Here is a 22,150-nt window from a genome sequence, read left to right as displayed (position 1 = left end):
ATGTCAATTGACGTCTGGACTGTGGTCGATTTCGACCTGTGGCTGTCCCGTCTCCACTTGCGGCCAGCCGTCCTCGAATGTCATCGGACTCATCATCAGCGGCCGTCTTGTTGCGCCCATAGGCAAGTAAGGCGTTGCCGTGTCGATGGCATGATACAGCAGCCAGTATTCTTCACTATCATCGACAATCATCGTCGAGTGGCCCGGACCGACGAATGTCTTGTCTTCCCCTTCTTCATTACGGGAAAGCAGTACCGTGCCGCGGGCGTTCATGATGTCTTCGCCATCCTGATTCAGATAAGGACCTTTAATATCATCAGCCTTTGCCATCTCAAGCTGGTACTGGCTCGCAATGCCGTCACAGCAGCTGCCGGTGGAACCGATGAAATAGAATTCATTCTCTTTCTCAAAGATGTATGTCGCCTCGAATGCCTCCCCGGCAATCTGGAACTTTTCATCTTTCGTTGTAAAGCCGTCATCCTCAAGTTCAATACCATATATCCCATGGAAGCTGCCCCAGAACAGATAGTTCGGCTCCCCTTTGACGATGAAAGGATCGATGGAATTTTCAACACCGATCTCCTCACTCTGGAAAATTGCGCCTCGATCCTCAAACGGCCCTTCGGGATTTTCCGAAACGGCAAGCCCGATGCCAGGATTCGGGTCTCCCCAGATGGAGTAGGAATAGTAGAGATGATACATATCACCGAACTTCACAATCTCCGGTGCCCAGAGGAAACCATCCGACTTCCAGTCCGGCTTCTCCTCCAGTGCCTGCCCGACATATTCCCATTCGATCAGATCCTTCGACCGGATGATTGGTATATGCGGCTGCCCCTTCTCCTCATCCAGATAGTCTTCCGTTCCATAGGCATAGAAGTAGCCGTCATCCGCCTCGATGACCGACGGGTCGGCCAGTGTCGGTTCGAAAACAGGATTAGTATACACTTCATCCCGGTTCATCAGCAGCGCCGCTACCCCAATGCCGGCGATGACAATGATCCCAGCAATGATCACAATCAGCCTTCTTTTCATGATATTCCCTCCTGATCATGATCAATGCCTTCGAAGAATTGGACAAAGTCCGCTTCATTTTTAAACACGCTGCACGCTTCGAGAATGCTTTCAAACTTCAAGCCAAGTTCCTTGTGGAAGACCGCTTCGAAGTGTTCCCCGATATGGTCGTCACCATACTTGCTGCGCCACGATTCGATCCATCCAGCATGCGCACTCTCACCCATTTCGCCGGTCGTAAAGAAGCCCTGCAGATGCTCTGCATCCTGCTTCAGCCGGGCCGGCAGTACAGCCAGACCCATGGCTTCGATCAGCCCGATATTTTCTCTTTTCACATGGAAGTCCTCCGGATCGACATGGAAAATGCCATTCGGTCGTTCCTCTGTTGTACGGTTGTTCCGCAGGATCAGATAGAGAACATAGCCTGCCTCCGTTTTTCTGGCAATCGGTGTCACTGTGCTGTGCTGTGCATCTGTATGGGACAGGATGTCGAGTTCCGGGTTGTCATAAGTATTCCATGCATCCATGATGACGGTCGCCTGGCGGATGACCGCCTCACGATCTTCTCCAGTTACCCTGATGGTCGACAACGGCCACTTGAGCAGTTCAAGCTTTACATCCCCCTTTACTGTCACATGGAACGATTCCGCCCTCTCCACTGGAAATACATGACGCCCCGCCTGATAGTGCTCATGCGCCAGCATGCTTCCGCCGACAATCGGCAGATCGGCGTTGGAACCGATGAAGTAGTGTGGGAACTGGTCGACAAAATCGATCAGATTATGGAAAGTCTGTGTGCTGATCTGCATCGGTACATGGTCCTTCGACAGGACGATGCTGTGCTCACTGTAGTACGAGTACGGCGAGAACTGGAAGTACCATTCTCCGCCGCCGAGCTCGAGCCGGATGATCCGGTGGTTGGCGCGGGGCGGGTGATTGATATGGCCGATGTAGCCCTCATTCTCCTTGCACAGCAGGCACTGCGGATAATCACTGTCCGTCGCAGCACTCTGTGCCGCTCTGATCTCTTCCGTCGACTTTTCAGGTTTTGACAGGTTGATGGTCAGTTCCAGCTCACCATACTTGGATTCCGAGGAAAATGAAATGTTCTGGCTGATCCTGTTTTTCTGGATGTAGTTCGAGAATACAGATATATTATAAAAGTCATCCGTCGCCTTACGGATGCCCGATACCCGATTTGCATAGAACCGTTCTTCGATATCCGACGGTTTCGGCATGAGGATATTCATCATATTGGCAGCTGCAAGGTCTTTGGCATACACCTGATCTTCTATGACACCGGAATGAGCCAGCTGTTCTGCAATGTACTCGATCAGCGTATTGGAGTCGGCCTTGCCGATATCATCCGCCTCTTTAAAGAACATCTCTTCAGGGATATAGGCCATCATCTGATTGTGGATGTATATGCGGTCCCGCTCTTCCACCAGCGCCAGTGCTATCGCATCATCAACGATATGGTCAATCAGTGTCTTCATGCGTCACCCACCCATCCGGATTTTTCTGATGCCACTGCCATGCGTCCGTAATGATCTCTTCGATATCATCATGCTGCGGCTGCCAGCCGAGCATCTCCATCGCCTTATCCGCATTGGCAACCAGTACGGACGGATCACCCGGCCGTCTCTCCCGATATTCGAAATCAAGCGTCCTGCCCGTCACCGCTTCCGCCGTCCTGATGATATCGAGGATGGAATAGCCGCGGTTGTAGCCAAGATTGAAAATATCCGACTCGCCGCCATCCATCAAATACTTGAGCGCAAGAATATGGGCATCAATCAGGTCCTCCACATGGATGTAGTCCCGGATGCACGTGCCATCGGCTGTATCATAATCATTGCCGAAGACGTAGAGTGCATCCCTTTTTCCGGATGCATACTCGAGGACAATCGGAATCAAATGGGTCTCAGGCTGATGCGACTCCCCGATGCTTGCATCCTTGCTTGCGCCGGCGACATTGAAATATCTAAGAGAGACAAAGTTCAGATCGGTCGTCTCACCCACCCACCGGATGATGCGTTCCATCATCAGCTTCGATTCGCCATACGGACTTGAAGGCTGCTTCTTTGTCTCTTCATGGATCGGTACTGTTTCCGGTTCACCATAGACGGCAGCTGTCGAACTGAAGACCAGGCTCCTGACGTTATACTTTTTCAGCTTTTCAAGCAGCGTCATCATTGTCCCCGTGTTGTTCTGGAAATATTTCAGTGGTGCTTCCATCGACTCTCCGACCAGTGAGAAGGCGGCAAAATGAAGTACCGCTTCAATATCATTCTCATCGAAGACACGATCCATACATGCACCATCCGCAATATCGCATTCATAGAACGCTGCCCTTGAATCGACAGCCTGTCTGAACCCCGTCGAAAGATTATCCACTACGACGACTGCGTCCCCTTGATCCAACAGCTTTTTCACTGCATGGGATCCGATGTATCCGGCCCCGCCAAGTACAAGAATTGCCATCCTTATGCATCCCCTTTTGAAATGATTGTCGGTCCCGTCGAAAGCCCCACCTGGTACAAACTCGGCTTGTAGCCGATAGCCGCTTCATACTCACGCTCCATGACCGTCTTGAACTGCTCGAAGTGTCCCTTTTCGATCAGTGCAATCGCGCTGCCCCCGAACCCTGCACCGGTCATCCTTGCCCCAAGGACATAGTCGAGTGTCCTGGCAGTATCGACAATCCGGTCAAGCTCTGCCCCGGTCACCTCGTACATCTTCTTCAAGGAGTCGTGGGAATCGAACATGTAGGCCCCGAAAGTCCGCAGTGCATTTTTACTGAATGCACTGATGGCACTCAGTGTGCGCGCATTCTCGTCGATGACGTGATGGGCCCGCCTATAGAGTACACTGCTGCTGAAACCACCTTTCGACGCTTCGAGCGTCTCAAGATCGTAGTCGCACAGATATGTCTCGTTTCTTCCATTGAATACATTCAGTTCTGCCAGTGCCTGCTCGCATTCGGTCTTGCGGTGCTTGTATTCGGAACTGATCAGCTCGCGTGGCTTGTTCGTATTGATGACGACGAATTCGCATGATGTATCCTGATAGCGGCACATGTCATACTCCATCGTGCGGCAGTCGAGTGCAATGGCGGACTGAGATTCCCCGAACGCAATCGCAAACTGATCCATGATGCCGCTCGGCAGGCCAAGATAGTCATTTTCAATCGTCCGACCGAGCGCCGCCATCTCCATCCGATCGAGCGGCACACCATACACATCACTGATGATGTAGAGCATGAGCAGTTCAATCGAAGCGGACGAGGAGAGCCCGCTGCGGTTCGGCAATGTGCCGTAGATTGTGATATCGAGACCGTAGGTAAGATGTGCCCGCTCCCCGACTACTTTGAATGCGCCGGCAACATAGCTTGCCCAGCCGTATTCCTCACTTGCGCCAATGTGGTCAAGGTCGATCGATACTGTCCCTTCATCCGGGAAGTTATGGGAATAGACCCGGACCATGCGATCCTCCCTTTCGCTGATGACTGCATAGGTGCCAAGATTGATGGCACCCGGAAACACGGTGCCGCCATTGTAGTCGAGATGTTCACCAATGAGATTGATCCGGCCGGGTGAAAAGTAGAGATTTTCGTTCGGCATGCGCTGATGGATCTCATTATGTACTTCAAAAAGCATTTTATGCTCCATATCGTGACTCCTCTCTTTATTATTCTATTTTAAAGTGGTACTATAAACTTAATAAATTAATTTAATTAAGTATATAATAATTACAACTACTATTCAAGCGAGGGATGCATGATGGGATCAATCAGCTTTAAATCAGTCAATAAGAAATACGAAGACAAGTTTCACGCAGTAAAGGATTTCAACCTGGAAGTTGCAGATGGGGAGTTTGTCGTATTTGTCGGACCTTCCGGCTGCGGCAAGTCGACGACACTCAGAATGCTTGCCGGTCTTGAGGAAGTGACCGAAGGGGAAATATGGATTGAGGATCGCAAAGTCAATAACGTCGAACCGAAGAACAGGGATATCTCGATGGTATTCCAGAACTATGCGCTCTACCCGCATATGAATGCCTACGACAATATGGCCTTCTCTCTCAAGCTCAGAAAGACGAACAAGAAGGAAATCGATGAGAAAGTAATGAAGGCTGCCAATATTCTCGGCATTACCGATCTTCTGAAAAAGAAGCCGAAAGCCATGTCCGGTGGCCAGCGGCAGCGGATTGCGCTCGGCCGCAGCATTGTCCGGGATCCGGCGGTCTTCCTGATGGATGAACCGCTATCGAATCTCGATGCCAAACTGCGCGTACAGATGCGTTCCGAACTGACCAAACTGCACAAGAACCTGAATGCCACCGTTGTCTACGTCACCCATGACCAGACAGAGGCGATGACCATGGCGAGTCGCATCGTCGTGCTGAATGCAGGCGAAATCCAGCAGGTTGGCACACCACGGGACATCTATGAAAACCCGAAGAACAGATTCGTCGCTGAATTCATCGGCAGTCCAGCCATGAACATTGCCAGAGCCAGACTTGATGGCAAGTTCATCGTCTGGGGAGACTTCCGCATCGAGATTCCGGCAGGCAGACTCGGCAGGATCGAAGACTACAATAAGGATGAAATTCTTCTCGGCATCCGTCCCGAGGATATGCATGATGAACCGGTGTTCAGCGAAAATACCACCAACAACAAGATCAAGCTGAAGGTCGACGCTGTCGAGCTGCTCGGTTCAGAGACCATCATCTTCGGCGATATCGATGGCCAGGAAATCAAAGTGAAGCTCGACTCGAGATTCGAATACGAATCAGGCGATGTCATCGAACTTGCCGTGGATCAGAACAAGATGTCCTTCTTTGATATCGATACCGAGGAAGCACTATGAAGGTAGTGGAGAGAAGATACGATGGAGACGGTGCTGCGGATTTCACAAAGATCAGCATCACCAATGGCGACACGCGGATCAGCTTCCTCAATTATGGGGCCAGAGTGTGCGAGTGGATCGTGCCGGACAAAAATGGAGTATATGAAGACATCCTTCTGGGCCATGAAGATCCAGCCGACTACCTCGTCCACCCCTACTACTTCGGCGCATCCATCGGAAGAACTGCCGGCAGAATACGGAATGGGGAAGCGGTCATCGGCGACACTCCCGTCAAGCTGACAATAAATGATGGTCCGCATCACCTTCATGGCGGCAGTCATGGGTTCGATACGCTCTATTTTGACCATGAGATTGAAGCACACGAAAATGAAATCACCATCATATTTACCAGCACACTCAAGGACATGGCCGATGGTTATCCCGGCAATCTCGATATCGACATCCGCTATACCTACTCCAAAGATGACCGGCTGACCATCGACTACCGGATCACAACAGACAAGGAGACGCTGATCAACCCGACGAACCATATGTATTTCAACCTGAATGGCAATCTGAAGGATGATATTAAAAATCATACAGTCAATCTCGGCAATGCTGAATATGGAAAAGTGGACGGACTGGTCCTCCCGCTCGGAGAAAGTGGTATAATCGAAAGTAATGAAAAAAATATCACATTTCGTGAACTGATCGAATCCGAGGATCCGCAGTTCTCCCAGTTCAATGGACTGGATCATCCGTTCAATATGCCGGACGGGCCACTTGTTTTGCGCGCGCCGAATGGCAGAAGCGTCACACTGGAATCGGACGACCCGGTTGTTGTAGTATTCACATCAAACGACTTTAGTTTCTGCGATGTCTCGGGCAAACACTTCTATCCGTACTGCGGACTGACACTGGAAGCACAGATGCCACCGGATGATATTAACACGGACAGAAAATCCGAGACAATACTGCCAGCTGGCGGAACATTCACGAAACGAACCGTATATCAATTCAACATTCAATAGTGAGGATGGAGTCAAATTGGAAAGAGCGACATTTGAAAGCATGAAAAATAAAAATAAGAACCTGGTGCTGAGCTATATACGCAGCAATGATGGTATCAGCAGGGCAGCCATCGCCCAGCAGTCCGGTTTGACTCCTCCGACCGTAAGTTCACTTGTGAAGTCCCTGCTCGACGACAATATCATTTTCGAATCGAGCATCGGAGAGTCGAAAGGCGGAAGGAAGCCGAGACTGCTGAAGCTGAACGATGATGACAACAAGGTCATCGGCGTCTATATCGGACCGAAGTCCGTGGAAACAGTTGTGGCGAACATCCGGGGCGAAATCGAAAGTACGAAGATCCACGACATCGACAGTTCGATCTCGATGGATGACTTGGAATCACTTGTTATCAAGAGCATAGAAGCGGTCATGAAACCTTCCAACAACTATCTGGGTGTCGGTGTCGCCATGCACGGTTTTGTTGATGTTGATACCAATACATCACTCTATGCCCCGCTTCTGCTTCAGATCAAGAATTTCAATTTCGAATTCATCACGGAAGAATTCGGTCTGCCGATCCATGTCGAGAATGATGTGCGCTGCAAACTATGGGCGGAAGTGTCGAAAGTGCATTCCGATCATCGCAACATACTGTATGTCAACCTCGGCCACGGCGTCGGTGGCGCAATCATGATCGACAACCAGCTCTATAACGGCAGCCACAACCTTGCCGGCGAGATCGGCCACTCCATCATCCAGGTCGATGGCAAGCAGTGTGAATGCGGCAGAAGAGGTTGCCTGCAGGCCTACGTTTCAGGACTCAGCATTGCCAACAAGGCACAGGAGAAGCACACCATCAATAACGGCCAGACAGCAAAAGACCTGCTGCAGCTTGCCGATCAGGGCAACGAATCAGCCAGGGAAGAGATCGCCAACGTCGGTACGTACCTTGGTACAGCACTCATCAACCACATCAATGTCATCGATCCGGACCTCATCATACTCGGCGGCGGCGTCAGCAACCTCTATCCCTACTTCAAAGACAGCCTGAATCAGGTGCTTGAGAACGGCAATACCTCCGCCAATTTCGGCCAGGCCAAGATAAAAATCGGAGAAATAAAAAAATCCGCATCCTCTCAAGGCGCGGCACTGCTGATACTGGAAAAGATATTCAGTTAGTTTTAATAATACAACTTTTATTTTACACATAAAAAACAAGACCTCCAGCAACCCGGATTCACCTTCGGATTTCTGGAGGTCTCTTTAATTTACTAATCTTCTATATACGCCATAATCAGCTCAAACGTATTTCTTATCGCATCCGTATGTGTCCGTTCCATACCATGGCTGCTTGCGACACCCGGGCCGATCAGTGCGGCTTTGATGTTGGCGCCGGCACCGAGTGCTGCGGAAGCGTCACTACCGTACATCGGATAGATATCGACGGCGTAATTGAGTTTCTTATTCTTCGCATGATTGATGAGATTAGTTGTCATACCGTAGTCATAAGGTCCGGACGAATCTTTGGCACAGATGGAGACGTCGAACTCTGTACACTCCAGGTCGAGCCCGATGCATCCCATATCGACTGCGAGCAGTTCAGTAATGTCTTCCGGAATCCAGGCTGCGCCATGACCGACTTCCTCATAAGTGGAGAAAATGAACTTCAGGTTGGTCGCAGGCACAATGTTCTCCGTCTTCAGTGTCTTCAGCACACTGACCAGGATGGCAACGGATGCTTTATCATCCAGGAACCTGGATTTCACAAATCCTGATTCCGTAACGACAACTTTCGGATCATAGGCGATGATATCCCCGTTCTGGATGCCCAGCTCTTTCACATCCTCTTTGCTCGTGACACGCTCATCCAACCTTACAACCAGATTATCGATGTCCCGCTCCTTCGTCGCTGCATCCTTATAGACGTGGATGGATGGTGACTTCGACAGAATCGTTCCGGTGAATACTTTATCATCACGTGTAATGATATCGCAGTACTCTCCATCAAGCGTCGGTGTAAGCGGTCCACCGAGCTTGGTCAGTGATAGCGTGCCATCGTCATTGATGGAACGCACCATCAGACCGAGTGTATCGATATGACCACTGAGCCCGCGGGTACGTGTCGTATCCTGCCCTTCAACACTGACAACCAGGTTGCCCTTCGGTGTTGTTTCGGTCTCATAGCCCACCGCTTCAAGCGTCTCACGCACGAAGTCCACCGCGTTTTTCGTATATCCTGACGGGCTGTTGATCGACAGTAGTTCTGTCAGAAATGAAATCGTCTCTTCTTTTTTAAACATATTATTATGTATGAACAAAACACAATTTGTTCATACCCTCCCCTCTTTATTATGTAAAACTTCGACAATAAGAATTTTACCATAGTCTCATTGAAGAGAACCTTGAAGAATCCAATTACGAATTTATTTACTCGAGATATACCATGTATCACCAGGATATCTGCTCTTAAAAAATAGCACAGTATCCGCGTGATTCAGCAGATACTGTGCTTTCTTGTCCAGATGGTGTATAGATATCAGTTGTTTTAATTTATACATACTATTTTTCGTCTAGCTTTTGTTTTAAATTCGTTTATGAAAGTATAAGTTCTTTATTTAATGCTCTAGCTATTTTATTTATCGTTCCAAATGAAGGGAGGCTTTCCAGGTTTTCAATTCTTGATAATTGACCTTGAGTAATACCCGAGAGATCCGCGACTTCTTTTTGAGTCATTTTCAAACGTTTGCGTTCACTTTCAAGCTGAGTAATGAGTTCGATGATTTTCTGATCTTCATCGCTTACACCCCATTCTTCAGGATTGAATACTTTTCCTAGCTCCATGTTCATCCTCCTCTTTAAGTTATTTTATTTGTATAACCCTACAGGGGGAAATATATTGTGGAGTTTCAATCTCCCCTGTATAGTTAAAGCTTATTTGTTTGAAATCTTTTTCGAACGCTCAATTGCCAAGTCTATGCATCTGCGTGGGATTTCGGATTGCTTCTTTTCACATAGTACAAGCACAACCACCATGTCTTCTACATATGTGTATAGCACCCTATAATACAAAGGCCTTAATTCATATATACCCTTTTCTACCTGGTCGGCTTTCGGTCTTGATACATCATGACCTTGCTGCCTCAAAAAACCAGATAGTTAATGATCACTTTGGCTACTTCCGGCTTTTTCTTCTTTAACTTGTTCAATTCTTTTTCTATTAAAGTGATATCTACTTCCATGATGTCCCCTTCACTCTACATATGTCTATAGATATAATAATATCACGAAGATAAATATATGTATATTATACATATTCTGTGCTTGAACAAGCACTTTTACAATCAGGTTAGAATTATATAAAAACATAATAAAACCAGCCGAATATTTTAATCCGACTGGTACTATGGTTTTACTCTCCAATAATCAAACTCTCCAAATCTCTCGGATATTCCGTAATGATATCTGCGCCGTCTTCTGTCAGTACGACGGTATCGGAGTGTCTGAATCCGCCGATGTCCGGGATATAGATGCCGGGTTCGACACAGAATACCATGCCCGGTTCGAGCACAAGATCGTTATCGAATCTGAGTGATGGTTCTTCATGCTGGCCGATACCGATGCCGTGACCGGTCCTGTGGGAGACGGATGATTCATACCCTGCTGAACGGATGACGGCGAGGGCCGCTTCATTCACTTCTTGTGCCGTCACGCCGGGCTTGATGAAATCGAGTGCGGCAAGATGGGCATCCAGCATGACTTTGAAGGCTTTTTCCTGTTCTGCTGTCGGCTGGCCGACGAAGTATGTCCGTTCGCATTCTGCCCGGTAGCCATTAAGACCGACCTGCCGGCTGTGAATGATGACATCCCCCGTTTCCAGCTTCCGTGTGTTGGAGAAGATATGCGGCATATTGGTCCGCTCCACCCCTGAAGGGGACATGACGAAAAAGTCCAGTGTGGAATCAGTGTAGTGTTCCGATACCGTATCGAAAAGGTACTGGTTGCCGTGATAGTCGATTTCAAGTTCCGACTTGCCGGCGCTGGAGTTTTCAATCGTATGCTTGAGTGCGCCACTTACCAGTTCCCCGGACTTTCTGATCAGTTCGACCTCCGCGTCACTCTTGATAGCACGCATCCGGGCGAGATCCTTCTGGATATCGACACATTCAAGTTCTCGTCTTTCCATGCTGGTTCCGAGTTCGAGTGGCAGTGAACCGGATTCGACACCGATCCTGCTGCCTGTCTTTAACCCTGAAAGCACTTCGTCGAACAGTTCGTGATAATCCGTGCTGCCACCGTCATTGCCTTCGACTTCATGATAGACATGGATATGGTCCGCTGTCGTCTTCTCTCTCGCATGCTTTTCTTCAAGCTTCGGAATGATCAGGCTGTGCTGATCCGCCTCGACGACCATGATGATGGGCCTCGAGTAGGTGATCGCCCGGAGGCCACTGAAATAGAACTGGTTCTCGAAGTTGAAGATGACTGCAGCATCGAGCTGCTTCTCTTGCATGATGGCTCTCAAATGCTCAATTCTCTTCGCCCTATCCATTTTCAGGTACCTCCTTCATTTCGTTATGCTGGCCTTTCGTAAACATTGCGACGACGAACAGTACGATGAAGGCGACCGGTACGGAAATGATTGCGGAGTTGATGCCTGTCGACTGGACGTAGAAGAATTCCCAGAACAGTGTGGAGACGAGACCCGATGCCATGGACGCAAGTCCTGCAGCCTTGGTGACTTTAGGGAACAGGAAGACTGCGAGCAGTGCTGGCGTAATGCCGGCTCCATATACGGTATACGCATACATCTGCACGGACAGTACCGTCGGGAAATACATCGTCAGCAGGAATGAGATGATGCCGAGAACCGGAATCAGAATTCTCGTATAGATGAGCTTCTGATGATCATCGATGTCCTTCTTCATGTACTTTCCGACAAGGTCATAGACGACACTTGTTGCGGCGGACAATAGATAGGAGTTTCCTGTTGTGACGATGAATGCAGTCAGTGCCGCAATCAGTATGCCGCCGATGACGACCGGCAGGACGCTCGTGATGGCGATCAGTGCCATGCCCGGTTCAATATCGGGAAACATGGAGCGCGAAATGAATGCCAGAATGGAGATCAGCGGTGTCACGATGATCAGACCGATGATCCAGCCGGCGGTACCGAGCTTGGTCGATTTGTCATTCATTGAAGAGGACATCCGCTGATAGATGTTCTGGTCACCGAGCAGCAGGAACAGCGTCGGGATATAGTAGCCGAGCAGCTGGATGAAGCTCAATGATCCGGTTGCGCTCAGATGGCTTTCCGGTACATTGGATGTAATCTCTCCCCATCCACCACCGACGGATAGTGCGATCGGCAGTGCAATGATGAGCCCGAAGATGACGAGGAATGCACTGAATGCATCCGTCGGCGCAACCGACATCAGACCGCCGATGCCGGCCAGAAATATGATGATGACTGCAGCAATGATTGTTGCTGTGCCGACAGGGATGCCGATTGATATATTCAGGATGTATGCCAGCCCCTGGTACTGGTATGAAACGATGCCGACAAAGGCCAGGATGATGATGAAGGCAGCGAGCAGGCTTGCCGCCTTGCCGTATTTGACTTCGAGTATTTCTGCGACAGTGTATTTACCGTAGTTTTTGATCTTCGATGAAATCAGGAAAATGGTCCCGATACCGATGAGTGAAGGCAGCGTCGACATGAGCGCCGGCCATATGCCGTATGAATAGGCCAGTGAGTTCTGTCCACCCGTGACAGATCCGCTTCCCACCCATGTGGCAAGCAGCGTTCCCATCAGAACGACAGGGCCGAGCGACTTTCCGGCGAGTATGAAGTCCTCGCTTGAACTGATCTTCTTCGAGTAGTACATGCCGAGCAGCAGCATGAACACACCGTAACCAACGACAAACCAGATGAGTACAGGTTGATTCGTAAATTCCATTTATAGTTCCCCCTTTGTTTTGATGCTCCCTATAACAACCTAACACATCGGCATTTTTATTTCACCCTCTGATCTAGTCATAAAATTCATAAACCCAGCAATGTCAACGGATACGCTCAGAGAAATATTTTGGAAAACATGATTCCAGTAAAATATTTACATGCACAATAAAAGACATCCTGAAATTGTATGCCAACTTCAGGATGTCCCGTATTCAAATGTACTACTCACTGAACCAGTATATGCTCATCCGGTAGACCCATAGCTTGATATACTCGTTGGCCCAGATATAGAATGCACTGTCATCCTCATGCCATCTCCTATCCTGCTCCGATAGTGAAGAGATATACCGGAAGTCGAAGCTGCCATCATTCAGCTTATCGTAGATGTATTTCGACCGTTTGACATGGTAGTCGCTTGTGACGATGAGTGCAGATGTCATATCCCGGTCTTCCATGATATCGATTGTAATGGTGGCATTGGTGTACGTGCTAACGGCCTCATCCTCCAGTATCAGTGCTTCTTCCGGGATACCATATTCCATGGCGAGTTCGGAACTCTGAGAGAGCAGATCGGACTCGACGACCGGAGTGATCAGGACATGGTCTGCATAGCCTTCCTGATACAGTTCGGCAGCTTTCTGCATCCGTGCTTCATCGCCCCCGCCCAGCATGACGATCAGATCACTCTCTACAGGATCATCTGAATAGTTGTGATTGAAACTTTCAATCAATGATATGACAAACAGCATCAGTACAATGCAGACCACAATAATGATGATTCTTATTTTCATAAGTCCTCCCAGGTCGAGCAGAATGGTGCAGATGCATCCTGTGCCACTATCAGCCCAATCACTTTAATGACAATCAGAACTGCATTCCAAAAAACGTTCTGGAATGCAGTCTTTAATATCAATTCTTTTTTACGGCGATTCGCGGTGCACGATAGGCAGGGAAGTAGTCTATCTCACTATCAATCCCCTTCTTCCGGCACAATGCCTCGTATACTGCCGGATTCCATATTTTCCTGCCGATATGGAAATCGAAAGCGGTATGGTTGGAGAAGCGCTTCTTGAACTTCAGTACGGAATCGTCTTCCGCATTCGTGACACCCCCACCATAGTGGATGAGGGAATAACCATTCACTTTCGCCCAGTTCATCATTGTATATTTCAGAAGGTAGGCGGGAGAATGATGCAGATGCGTGGCCAGCGTACCATTCAGATGATCGTGGATGATATCTTCTGAAATAAAGTACAGTCCCATCGCAATGATCTGACCTTCATAATAGACGCTCGTTGTCACCAGCTTGTTTCCGAATTTCCTTTTCAGACCTTCGAAATAGGCACGGTCGAAATAGTAGAAATCGGTCGCATCAAGGCGATTCATCGTATCGTTATAGATTGCGATGAAATCTTCGATATCATTGAAGCCCCGGGCGACTATGCAGGAGAATTTCTCATCTTTAACCAGTTTCCTTACACGTCTGCGTGCCGTTGCACAGAACTCCGTCTGGAATATGTCCTCCGAGCTGAGCAGGTCTGTACCGACCGTCTTTCTCATATACTTCACATCATAGACACTTCTGAATGGCTCCTGGTTCTTGAATACAGGATGGAACCTCACAAACTCGGATACGATATTGTGTGTGCTGCAGTAGTCCATAAGTGTTTCTTCGAAAACTTCAATCAGTTTTTCCAGATTCACATATTCATGCACGACTGGTCCTCCATACCCATATGGAGTGACCAGATCATAGCACTTTTCCCCATCTATTTCAGTATCGATTTCTCTTTTGATGGCCGTATGGGTGATATGTCCATACTGGCACTCGATGTCAATGGAAATTGCTTCTCCATGCTCTATCAGTTCATTGACCTGTGCATATTCTTTTGTAAAATAGATATCTCTATTCACTGTCCGCCCTCCAAATAAGTAGATTTGCCGTTTATCATTTCCATAAGTTCCGTCCTCAGGCGAAAAGTTCCTGGGCAAGGATGCGTTCCCTGCATAGGCTGATGACTTCATTGATCTCCGCCTCGGTCATCTTCGTATCCGATGGCAGGCACACGCCATGATCGAACAAGTATTTCGCATTGTCCGCTTCACCATGGAAATACTCGGAGCCATCAAACAGCGGCTGCATATGAAGCGGCTTCCAGACCCGCCTTGCTTCGATGTTGCTCTCTTCAAGATGTTCGATCAGTTCGCTTGTGCGGACGCCCAATTTCTTCGGGTCGATGAGCATTGTGGACAGCCATCTTGTATGGTATGACCCTTCAATCTCCGGCATGAATTCGATGCCATCGACATCCCCGAGCCCTTCCACATACTTATCAAAAATATTACGTTTCTGCTGGATGCGCTCCTCCAATACTTCCATCTGACCGCGTCCGATACCTGCACAGACATTGCTCAGGCGATAGTTGTATCCTACCGATTCATGCTGGTAGTAGGTCGCATTCTCCTTGCACTGGGTCGCCTTTTTCAACGCTCTTTCTATGAGCATCTCATCATTCGAGATGATCATCCCGCCCCCTGATGTCGTGATGATCTTGTTGCCGTTGAAAGAGAAGATGCCGAACCTTCCGAAGGTTCCGCTCATCCTTCCCTTGTATACTGCACCCAGTGATTCCGCTGCGTCCTCGATGATGGGGACGCCATACCTGCTGCATATTTCACCGATTTCATCCATGCGGGCCGACTGGCCGTATAGATTGACGACAATGACCGCTTTAGGCTTTTTGCCGAGCATCTTATAGTACTTGAGCGCCTTCTCCAGAGACTTCGGACACATGTTCCAGCTGTCCAGCTCCGAATCGATGAACACCGGCTTCCCGCCATGATAGAGAATCGGATTCGCGCTGGCGACAAACGTCAGGGATGAACAGAGTACGATATCATCCTGTTCAACCTTCAGCAGATCAAGGGCGATGTGGATGCCCCCCGTCCCACTGCTCAGCGCACATGCTGCATTTGCTCCTGTATATTCCTTGATCTGTTCCTCGAATATATCAACATTTTCTCCCAATGGTGCAATCCAGTTTGTACTGAACGCTTCCTGGACATATTTCGTTTCAGTGCCACCCATATGAGGTGATGACAAGAGGATTCTGCGCTTCGACATAATCTGGTCACCTCTCCCTTAATTGAATTGTCTTACCCGTTCAATTCCGCATGCCATCAGCTTCCCGACAAAGCCGATGATACGCACCTTATAAATATATGGGGCGTCCGCGTGACCTGGTTTCATCTCTCTATTCAAGCACGCCTTCCACCGATCAGAGCCCCATGCCCTATGCTTTGAGATACGCCACTTCTTTGTCGTCTGCTCTACCCAGTGTATTATAGAAGTCGAGTACCTTCTGCTGGATGAGTTCCCTGTCAAAGTTCTCTTTGACGAATATGCGGGCATTCCGTCCCATCTGCTCTCTTTTTTCAGGGTGGATGACCATGTCTTCGATGGCTTCTTCCAGGCCTTTGGCATCGTTTGTTCTTACGATCAGGCCTGTTTCGTTATCTACAATCGTGTCTTTGACACCTGTGGAATCAAAGCCGATGACCGGTACATGCATCGCCTGCGCCTCGATACTTACAGTACCGAACCCCTCGCGATACGTAGGAAATGCAAATACGTCCATCATGCTGTAGTAGTATTCCGGTTCTTTTGTATATGCACAAAGAAGAATCCGCTCATGTGTCTCTATGATCTTCTTGTTTTCCGGTCTGATCGGATCACCCGATTCGATATCTCCCACGAGGAGCAGTTTGACATTGTCATGTCTCGTGCTGAGTCTCATGAAAGCTTCCACAAGTTCATTGGTCCCCTTGTCTCTTGTGATTCTTCCCATATAACCGATGACGAAGTCCGTCGGCTTGATATCCAGATCTTCCTTCATCCGTGTCAGCCGCTCCTGGTCTATCACATGCGGGCTGAACCGCTCCATATCCAGACCATTGACACTCCCCTTGCCGATTCGGACCACTTTTTTCGGGTCTACGAGCTTTCTGCCGACCATCTCCGCTTCCAGACTGTCGGACAGTATGATGACATGCGTACTCAGCAGGCACGTCAGCTTCTCTGTCGTCTGCAGGATCAGTTTTTTTACCCCTGTCACTGTCTCCAGACGCAGCCCCCACTGGGCGAAGATCCGTGTTTCAGTACCATTCAGGTAGCCGGCGATCATGCCGAGCAGTCCTGCTTTTGGTGTGCTGAAAACAATGATATCCGGTTTTTTTCGTTTCAGATATCGATACAGCGCATAAAGTGTGGTCACATCCTTATGGATGCTGATTTCGCGCTCGAAAGGAATATGCGCGAGCTTTAGACCTTCATAATGTCTTTTTGGTATATTGTTGCATACCACTTCCACCTGGTAGCCATTCTTCTCAATGAAGTGTATCTGCTCATGGATGAACAGTGCACTCATGGAAGAGGTCACCCCATGAATAATTTTTTTCTGCATAAGCTACATCTCCCAAACCCTTGTTTTTTGCAGCCGCACCCCTGTGGCTACTGGCAAGACGTCAATTAATGCTGATGCTTATACTTGCTTCCCCTTTATCGGCAACCCCGGACTTTTCTTCTCTTTTTCTTTTTTCGACCATATGACACCGAGTGCTACGATGATGATATAGAATATTTTGAAGCGGTGTCTGAGTGCCGTCCCGGCGTTTGAAATACCGATGCCAAAAATGATCCAGGTCACAACAATACTCAGCAGGATAACACCAAGTATCGGACGTCTTTTGATGAGCCCGAAATTTTTGATGAATACAGCAAGTGCCAAAAGATAAAAAGTACCATCGAGCAGGAAAGCGATCACATCATTCATATTCCTGATCGTCCACGGCATCGGTGAACCGATGAAATAGAGCATCTTGATCGGTGAAAAGGCAATCGCCTGGTAGATGTTGCTGACCACAAGACTGCTCAGATAGGCACTGCCGCCGATATCATCCGTAAATGCATCGAAAAGGCTGTCATTGCCCCTTTGGACCTGGTCGATCTTGTCATAGATCGGTAGTGCTTCTATACTTTCCGGAAAGACCAGAACATATGTCGTGGCCAGTGCAAAAAGGCTGAAAGGAATCGTCGATTTCAGTGTAAACCTGAACGCATTCTGCTTATGCTGGTAGAATATGAAACCGAACATATAGCCGACGATGACGCCGATGACTGCCGTATGGAATGATGCGCCGATCAGAACGATGATTACACTGAAAATCGCACTGCTCCACTCCCGTTTCTTATACCATCTGACAAAAAAGTAGAGTGACAGGGCCATCATCAGCGTAATGACGGCTTCCCTGACCAGTATGCTCGAGAATAGTATCGAATGCGGGAAGAACGACATGACCCCGACCAGTATGATCTGCACTTTTGGCGGAACATCCAGCATTCTGAATATGTGTATGACGAGCAGTATGGCGGACAGTGTCATCAGTACGTTCAGAAACTGTGCGAACAGCCGGTCGTCGCCATACATATTGAAGATGACTGCCAGAAATTTCGTATATATGCCGCCATACATTTCCGCATTCATCAAGTCCATCTTCTCGCTGATATACTGCGCTGTCTTATAGTAGTTTTCAGAATCGATGCCACTATGCGGCAGTTTCGGCACCTTCGGCTGCAGGTCGTAGAGTACCGTCCCGAGCCTTACAAGGAATCCCGCATAAATGATCATGAGAAACTTCGTATATTTCAGATACAGTATGAAGAACAGCATCAGTGCTGTGATGACGATGAATGAAACAGTCAGTAGATTTGTATCTGCGATATAGAATCTGAACAGATAGCCCATTACCACGTATACCAGTGCGATCAACCAGATGATCAGCATATGCTCCACCTCCTAGGAACTTACTTTGTATTTCCAATGGTAGACCAGCACGCCGACCTGGCCTAAAGCCAGAATCAAATAGTTGATGATCACCACGATAAATGCGCCGGATAAGCCGTATGGAATAATGATGATGAATGAAAATATGATTGCTGCGATGAAGGTGGTTCCTTGCAGCAGCAGCTGAAGATTATAAATATTGAATATGCTCAAGGCCATCTCGAACAGTTTCGTATAGACGGTGAAGATCAGCAGGACGCCAAGGAGCAGCATCTCCTTCTCGAATCCCATGAACTGTTCCCCATAGACGAGCACGAGTATATCGTTGCCGAAAAGGAGAAGTATCACTTCCCCTGCGATGATGATGAGGAGAAACATGCCGCATAGCCTGAAGAATGAATGGTAGAAATTTCCAGCACTATTCTGTGCTTCCTTCGCAAGTCCTGCCACCACACTCTGGTTGATGGCGACGACGACATTGTTCGTGATGATCACGAAGTACATGATTGTCGCGAAAATACCGAGTGTTTCAACAGTATGGTAGTGTTCAAGAATATACCTTGGTATGTTGGAAACAAGCGAGTTGAGCAGTTCGACCGTGGATAGGCCGATACCAAGTATGAAAATGTTCCTGAACTCCATCCATCTGATGCCGATTTTGACCCGGGTCGCCGAAAATGAAAATCTGCGATCATAGAAGTAGTAGATGAGCATCTGCGACACAAGCAGGCTCAATACCGTCAGCAGAAGCGATCTGAACATGAATGAGGCTGCTGTAAACAGAACGATGGTGACGATGCTTTTATAGATCTTCGATTTTGCCATGAAGCCGATTCTCGCCTCTGCAATATTCTCCGTATAGATGAACTCTTCCTTGTTCTCATAAAACTTGAAGAGCACAAAGATCATGAGACATAGACTTTCATATATGTTCAGGTCGACAAACAGCATGACGACGACTGAACCTAGAATAAAAGCATAGTTGGTGATTTTCCTGAACTCGTGAAATATCACGTAGTCATAGGACAGCTTCCTCTGCGTCGGTACCAGTACCGACAGCATGAAGCGGCTGAACAATACAAGCGGGCCTGTCAGAGCCAGAAAATATGAGAACAGGCCCACTTCGTAGAGACCGAGCAGACGCGTAATCAAAATGACCTGTACCCACTGGTTGATGGCAAACAGCAAGGTCCCTACGATGTTCATGATTTTAGCTTGCATGTTCCTGACCGATTTCTTCCGGATTCATATTCTCCTGTTTGACGAACTGGATGATACGCTCCTTCATTTCCTGCTCGTCGATGGAGAGGAATGCTTTGATCTGTGTTTCAATCAGACTGAGCGATGATTCGGAAACCCTGCCACGGTAGATCTTTTCATAGACCTGTTCCGGATGGATCTCCTCTTCCTTCAGCAGCTCTTCATACAACTTCTCTCCTGGACGAATACCGACGAATTCAACACCGATGTCATCTTCTGCAAACCCGCACAGTCGAATCATATTTTTGGCCAGGTCGACAATCTTGACCGGCTCTCCCATATCGAGTACGAATACTTCGCCGCCTTCTGCGATGGTTCCCGCCTGGATGACGAGCCTCGACGCTTCCGGAATGGTCATGAAGTATCGTGTCATTCTCGGATCCGTCACTGTAACCGGACCACCCGCCTGGATCTGCTTCCTGAACTTCGGAACTACCGATCCACGGCTGCCGAGCACATTGCCGAATCGTACCGCAACAAGTGTCGTATCCTTGCATCCGCGGTCCAGGGCCTGCACAATCATTTCAGCCATCCGCTTCGTCGCTCCCATGACGTTCGGTGGGTTGACCGCCTTATCGGTCGAAATCATGACGAACTTCTTCGCCTTGAAATGGCAGGCCGCTTCCGCTGTGTTCTTCGTTCCGATGACGTTATTCTTCACCGCTTCGCGCGAATTGTACTCCATCATCGGTACGTGCTTGTGCGCGGCTGCATGATAGACGATGTCCGGCTTATATTTCTCGAACACTTCGAACATCCGCTGACGGTTCTGGACATCTGCAATGATCGGCACGTAGCTGATGTCATCGTTCTTATTCTGCAGCACTTCTTCGAGTATCGTATAGATACTGTTTTCGCCGTGACCGAGCAGCAGTATCTGCTTCGGTTTGAACTTGCCGATCTGCCTGACGATCTCGGAACCGATACTGCCGCCGGCCCCTGTCACAAGAATCGTCTTGTCCGTCACCTGGTCTTCAATGCCTTTGATGTCAAGTTCCACCGGTTCACGTCCGAGCAGGTCCTCGACCTGGACTTGCCTCAGCGCATTGACTTCGAGTTTTCCTGAAAGCACGTCTTCAATATTCGGCATTGTCAGCACATCGACATCTTCCGTTTTGGCGAGTTCATGAATCTCTTTCAGCTCAGCCTTGCTGAGGGAAGGAATGGCAATGACCACTTTCTTGATATCGTATGTCTTGATCAGCCGTCCAATATCATGGCGATCGCCCTCCACTTTGACACCGCCGGCAAGTTCCATGTTCCTTTTGGCAGGATCGTCATCTGCAACAACGACCGGGTTCATTCCCATCTCCGGATTATCCAGCATCTGCTTGATAAGGATGGATCCCCCTTTGCCACTGCCGAACACAAGTGTTCGTGTCATCTTGATACCATGTGATCTGCGGCCATTCATCTCGTAAGTAATGATCTTCCAGAACAACCTGGATCCACCGATGAATATCAGGTGCATCATCCATGTCACAAGCATCAGTCGCATGAATACTGTATCGAACAGTAGGTACGTCAGAATGATTGTAGCCATAAGAGATCCGCTGACGGCCTGCGTCACCGAAATCAGTTCTCTGACACTCGCGTATACCCATGCCCTGTGGTATAGGTTGAAAATGTAGGCAAAAAGGTGATGGTTCACGAGCAGTATGACGGATGTGATGCCGAGCATTGTCAGTGAATTGTCCGGGAAAAATGGTATGAGAATATAGTAGCCGATGAACACTGAGAAAGTGACGATCAGCGAGTCGATAAGCAGAAAGAGAAAGTAACGCCTTCTAGCATCCATAGTATCCTCTTCTTTCCTTTTTGGATTACCCTTTATTAAATTGTCCTTGTACTGCACCCCTTGTACTGTCTGGACTTCAAACTCCGACTCCACCATGACCTCCCAAGGTGAAATCATCAGTCCATCTGAAAATTTTCCCACTCCGGTTCATTTTCAATATGCTTTAATACTGATCTGCTTCCGATCATCCATCTGCCATCCCGTCGGCAGCACCCCTGTTGCCAACCGGATGTATCGCAATGGCATGATCGTCTGCTGCCGATATCCCGTATCACCTGGTAAGGATGATCCGGTATCGACTGTCTGAATCAATGTCCAGTAGTGCTTATTAGGGAGATGCGTTCCCTCAACCTAATAAATTCATGCTTTCCTACCCAATTACGCCTTAATTTAACGATGGTCATGTCTGAAACAG

At 48.5% G+C, this 22,150-nt stretch carries 20 protein-coding genes; 3 read left to right on the top strand and 17 right to left on the bottom strand.

All coding sequences use genetic code 11. The annotated features are described in order from the left end of the window. Window positions 1–3 precede the first annotated feature (3 nt). The 4 genes from J4760_RS00210 to J4760_RS00195 are packed head-to-tail and all read right to left on the bottom strand — an operon-like array spanning window position 4 to window position 4,685. Window positions 4–1,035: a family 43 glycosylhydrolase gene (locus J4760_RS00210; protein ID WP_237604398.1), complete on the bottom strand. Its 1,032-nt coding sequence runs from the start codon at window positions 1,033–1,035 to the stop codon at window positions 4–6. Further along, window positions 1,032–2,510 (bottom strand): UDP-glucose--hexose-1-phosphate uridylyltransferase, encoded by a 1,479-nt coding sequence (locus J4760_RS00205; RefSeq protein WP_237604397.1) that lies wholly within the window; start codon window positions 2,508–2,510, stop codon window positions 1,032–1,034. The genes J4760_RS00210 and J4760_RS00205 overlap by 4 nt, the downstream gene beginning before the upstream one ends. After that, window positions 2,494–3,498 carry a UDP-glucose 4-epimerase GalE gene (gene galE, locus J4760_RS00200; RefSeq protein ID WP_237604396.1) on the bottom strand — a complete coding sequence of 335 codons (1,005 nt, stop codon included), beginning with the start codon at window positions 3,496–3,498 and terminating at the stop codon, window positions 2,494–2,496. The genes J4760_RS00205 and galE overlap by 17 nt, the downstream gene beginning before the upstream one ends. Before the next feature lie 2 nt (window positions 3,499–3,500). Further along, a complete protein-coding gene (locus J4760_RS00195; protein ID WP_237604395.1) occupies window positions 3,501–4,685 on the bottom strand; it encodes a galactokinase in 1,185 nt (394 codons plus the stop codon). Window positions 4,686–4,796: 111 nt separating this feature from the next. On the opposite strand from J4760_RS00195, the gene J4760_RS00190 reads away from it, so the two are divergent. Genes J4760_RS00190 through J4760_RS00180 form a run of 3 tightly spaced genes read left to right on the top strand, consistent with a single transcriptional unit; the run spans window position 4,797 to window position 8,054 of the window. After that, entirely contained in the window at window positions 4,797–5,885 is a 1,089-nt protein-coding gene (locus J4760_RS00190) for an ABC transporter ATP-binding protein (protein WP_237605021.1), read from the top strand. Further along, window positions 5,882–6,895, top strand: a complete 1,014-nt coding sequence (locus tag J4760_RS00185; protein ID WP_237604394.1) for an aldose epimerase family protein — start codon at window positions 5,882–5,884, stop codon at window positions 6,893–6,895. Before J4760_RS00190 ends, J4760_RS00185 begins: the two co-directional genes overlap by 4 nt. Before the next feature lie 16 nt (window positions 6,896–6,911). After that, entirely contained in the window at window positions 6,912–8,054 is a 1,143-nt protein-coding gene (locus J4760_RS00180) for an ROK family transcriptional regulator (RefSeq protein ID WP_237604393.1), read from the top strand. 92 nt (window positions 8,055–8,146) lie between these two features. Here J4760_RS00180 and J4760_RS00175 read toward each other — a convergent pair whose 3' ends face one another. The 13 genes from J4760_RS00175 to J4760_RS00120 all read right to left on the bottom strand — a co-directional run bounded on the left by J4760_RS00175 (window position 8,147) and on the right by J4760_RS00120 (window position 22,047). Continuing rightward, on the bottom strand, window positions 8,147–9,175 hold the full coding sequence (locus J4760_RS00175) for a M42 family metallopeptidase (protein WP_237604392.1): 1,029 nt from the start codon (window positions 9,173–9,175) through the stop codon (window positions 8,147–8,149). Between the two features lie 292 nt (window positions 9,176–9,467). Further along, window positions 9,468–9,716 (bottom strand): helix-turn-helix domain-containing protein, encoded by a 249-nt coding sequence (locus J4760_RS00170; RefSeq protein WP_237604391.1) that lies wholly within the window; start codon window positions 9,714–9,716, stop codon window positions 9,468–9,470. A 90-nt stretch (window positions 9,717–9,806) separates the two neighbouring features. Continuing rightward, entirely contained in the window at window positions 9,807–10,019 is a 213-nt protein-coding gene (locus J4760_RS13290; RefSeq protein ID WP_370637507.1) for a type II toxin-antitoxin system RelE/ParE family toxin, read from the bottom strand. A 265-nt stretch (window positions 10,020–10,284) separates the two neighbouring features. Continuing rightward, complete coding sequence (locus tag J4760_RS00165; RefSeq protein ID WP_237604390.1) at window positions 10,285–11,424, bottom strand: M24 family metallopeptidase; 1,140 nt, start codon at window positions 11,422–11,424, stop codon at window positions 10,285–10,287. Further along, a complete protein-coding gene (locus tag J4760_RS00160) occupies window positions 11,417–12,832 on the bottom strand; it encodes a sodium:solute symporter family protein (protein ID WP_237604389.1) in 1,416 nt (471 codons plus the stop codon). The genes J4760_RS00165 and J4760_RS00160 overlap by 8 nt, the downstream gene beginning before the upstream one ends. 223 nt (window positions 12,833–13,055) lie before the next feature. Beyond that, window positions 13,056–13,625, bottom strand: a complete 570-nt coding sequence (locus tag J4760_RS00155) for a YdcF family protein (protein ID WP_237604388.1) — start codon at window positions 13,623–13,625, stop codon at window positions 13,056–13,058. A 118-nt stretch (window positions 13,626–13,743) separates the two neighbouring features. Continuing rightward, the gene (locus tag J4760_RS00150) at window positions 13,744–14,748 is read right to left on the bottom strand and encodes a GNAT family N-acetyltransferase (RefSeq protein ID WP_237604387.1); all 1,005 of its coding nucleotides are present in this window, start codon (window positions 14,746–14,748) and stop codon (window positions 13,744–13,746) included. Between the two features lie 55 nt (window positions 14,749–14,803). Beyond that, window positions 14,804–15,958 (bottom strand): aminotransferase class I/II-fold pyridoxal phosphate-dependent enzyme, encoded by a 1,155-nt coding sequence (locus tag J4760_RS00145; protein ID WP_237604386.1) that lies wholly within the window; start codon window positions 15,956–15,958, stop codon window positions 14,804–14,806. Window positions 15,959–16,127: 169 nt separating this feature from the next. Further along, window positions 16,128–17,297: a glycosyltransferase family 4 protein gene (locus J4760_RS00140; RefSeq protein ID WP_237604385.1), complete on the bottom strand. Its 1,170-nt coding sequence runs from the start codon at window positions 17,295–17,297 to the stop codon at window positions 16,128–16,130. Between the two features lie 78 nt (window positions 17,298–17,375). After that, window positions 17,376–18,677, bottom strand: a complete 1,302-nt coding sequence (locus tag J4760_RS00135) for a hypothetical protein (RefSeq protein WP_145284660.1) — start codon at window positions 18,675–18,677, stop codon at window positions 17,376–17,378. Window positions 18,678–18,689: 12 nt separating this feature from the next. Further along, window positions 18,690–19,883, bottom strand: a complete 1,194-nt coding sequence (locus J4760_RS00130; RefSeq protein WP_237604384.1) for a lipopolysaccharide biosynthesis protein — start codon at window positions 19,881–19,883, stop codon at window positions 18,690–18,692. A 4-nt stretch (window positions 19,884–19,887) separates the two neighbouring features. Beyond that, window positions 19,888–21,735: a polysaccharide biosynthesis protein gene (locus J4760_RS00125; RefSeq protein ID WP_237605020.1), complete on the bottom strand. Its 1,848-nt coding sequence runs from the start codon at window positions 21,733–21,735 to the stop codon at window positions 19,888–19,890. 153 nt (window positions 21,736–21,888) lie between these two features. After that, window positions 21,889–22,047 carry a hypothetical protein gene (locus J4760_RS00120; RefSeq protein ID WP_237604383.1) on the bottom strand — a complete coding sequence of 53 codons (159 nt, stop codon included), beginning with the start codon at window positions 22,045–22,047 and terminating at the stop codon, window positions 21,889–21,891. Between the last annotated feature and the right edge of the window lie 103 nt (window positions 22,048–22,150).

This window comes from Salinicoccus sp. ID82-1, from assembly GCF_021991715.1.
GTDB lineage: Bacteria > Bacillota > Bacilli > Staphylococcales > Salinicoccaceae > Salinicoccus > Salinicoccus cyprini.
Note: the sequence above shows the minus strand (reverse complement) of the source record. Positions and strands in the feature narration are given on the sequence as shown.

What these genes read in the sequence shown, in the direction of transcription:
- J4760_RS00210 (WP_237604398.1), bottom strand. Translation starts at nt 1,035, where the DNA reads ATGAAAAGAAGGCTGATTGTGATCATTGCTGGGATCATTGTCATCGCC.
- J4760_RS00205 (WP_237604397.1), bottom strand. Translation starts at nt 2,510, where the DNA reads ATGAAGACACTGATTGACCATATCGTTGATGATGCGATAGCACTGGCG.
- galE (WP_237604396.1), bottom strand. Translation starts at nt 3,498, where the DNA reads ATGGCAATTCTTGTACTTGGCGGGGCCGGATACATCGGATCCCATGCA.
- J4760_RS00195 (WP_237604395.1), bottom strand. Translation starts at nt 4,685, where the DNA reads ATGGAGCATAAAATGCTTTTTGAAGTACATAATGAGATCCATCAGCGC.
- J4760_RS00190 (WP_237605021.1), top strand. Translation starts at nt 4,797, where the DNA reads ATGGGATCAATCAGCTTTAAATCAGTCAATAAGAAATACGAAGACAAG.
- J4760_RS00185 (WP_237604394.1), top strand. Translation starts at nt 5,882, where the DNA reads ATGAAGGTAGTGGAGAGAAGATACGATGGAGACGGTGCTGCGGATTTC.
- J4760_RS00175 (WP_237604392.1), bottom strand. Translation starts at nt 9,175, where the DNA reads ATGTTTAAAAAAGAAGAGACGATTTCATTTCTGACAGAACTACTGTCG.
- J4760_RS00170 (WP_237604391.1), bottom strand. Translation starts at nt 9,716, where the DNA reads ATGGAGCTAGGAAAAGTATTCAATCCTGAAGAATGGGGTGTAAGCGAT.
- J4760_RS00165 (WP_237604390.1), bottom strand. Translation starts at nt 11,424, where the DNA reads ATGGATAGGGCGAAGAGAATTGAGCATTTGAGAGCCATCATGCAAGAG.
- J4760_RS00160 (WP_237604389.1), bottom strand. Translation starts at nt 12,832, where the DNA reads ATGGAATTTACGAATCAACCTGTACTCATCTGGTTTGTCGTTGGTTAC.
- J4760_RS00155 (WP_237604388.1), bottom strand. Translation starts at nt 13,625, where the DNA reads ATGAAAATAAGAATCATCATTATTGTGGTCTGCATTGTACTGATGCTG.
- J4760_RS00145 (WP_237604386.1), bottom strand. Translation starts at nt 15,958, where the DNA reads ATGTCGAAGCGCAGAATCCTCTTGTCATCACCTCATATGGGTGGCACT.
- J4760_RS00140 (WP_237604385.1), bottom strand. Translation starts at nt 17,297, where the DNA reads ATGCAGAAAAAAATTATTCATGGGGTGACCTCTTCCATGAGTGCACTG.
- J4760_RS00135 (WP_145284660.1), bottom strand. Translation starts at nt 18,677, where the DNA reads ATGCTGATCATCTGGTTGATCGCACTGGTATACGTGGTAATGGGCTAT.
- J4760_RS00130 (WP_237604384.1), bottom strand. Translation starts at nt 19,883, where the DNA reads ATGAACATCGTAGGGACCTTGCTGTTTGCCATCAACCAGTGGGTACAG.
- J4760_RS00125 (WP_237605020.1), bottom strand. Translation starts at nt 21,735, where the DNA reads ATGGATGCTAGAAGGCGTTACTTTCTCTTTCTGCTTATCGACTCGCTG.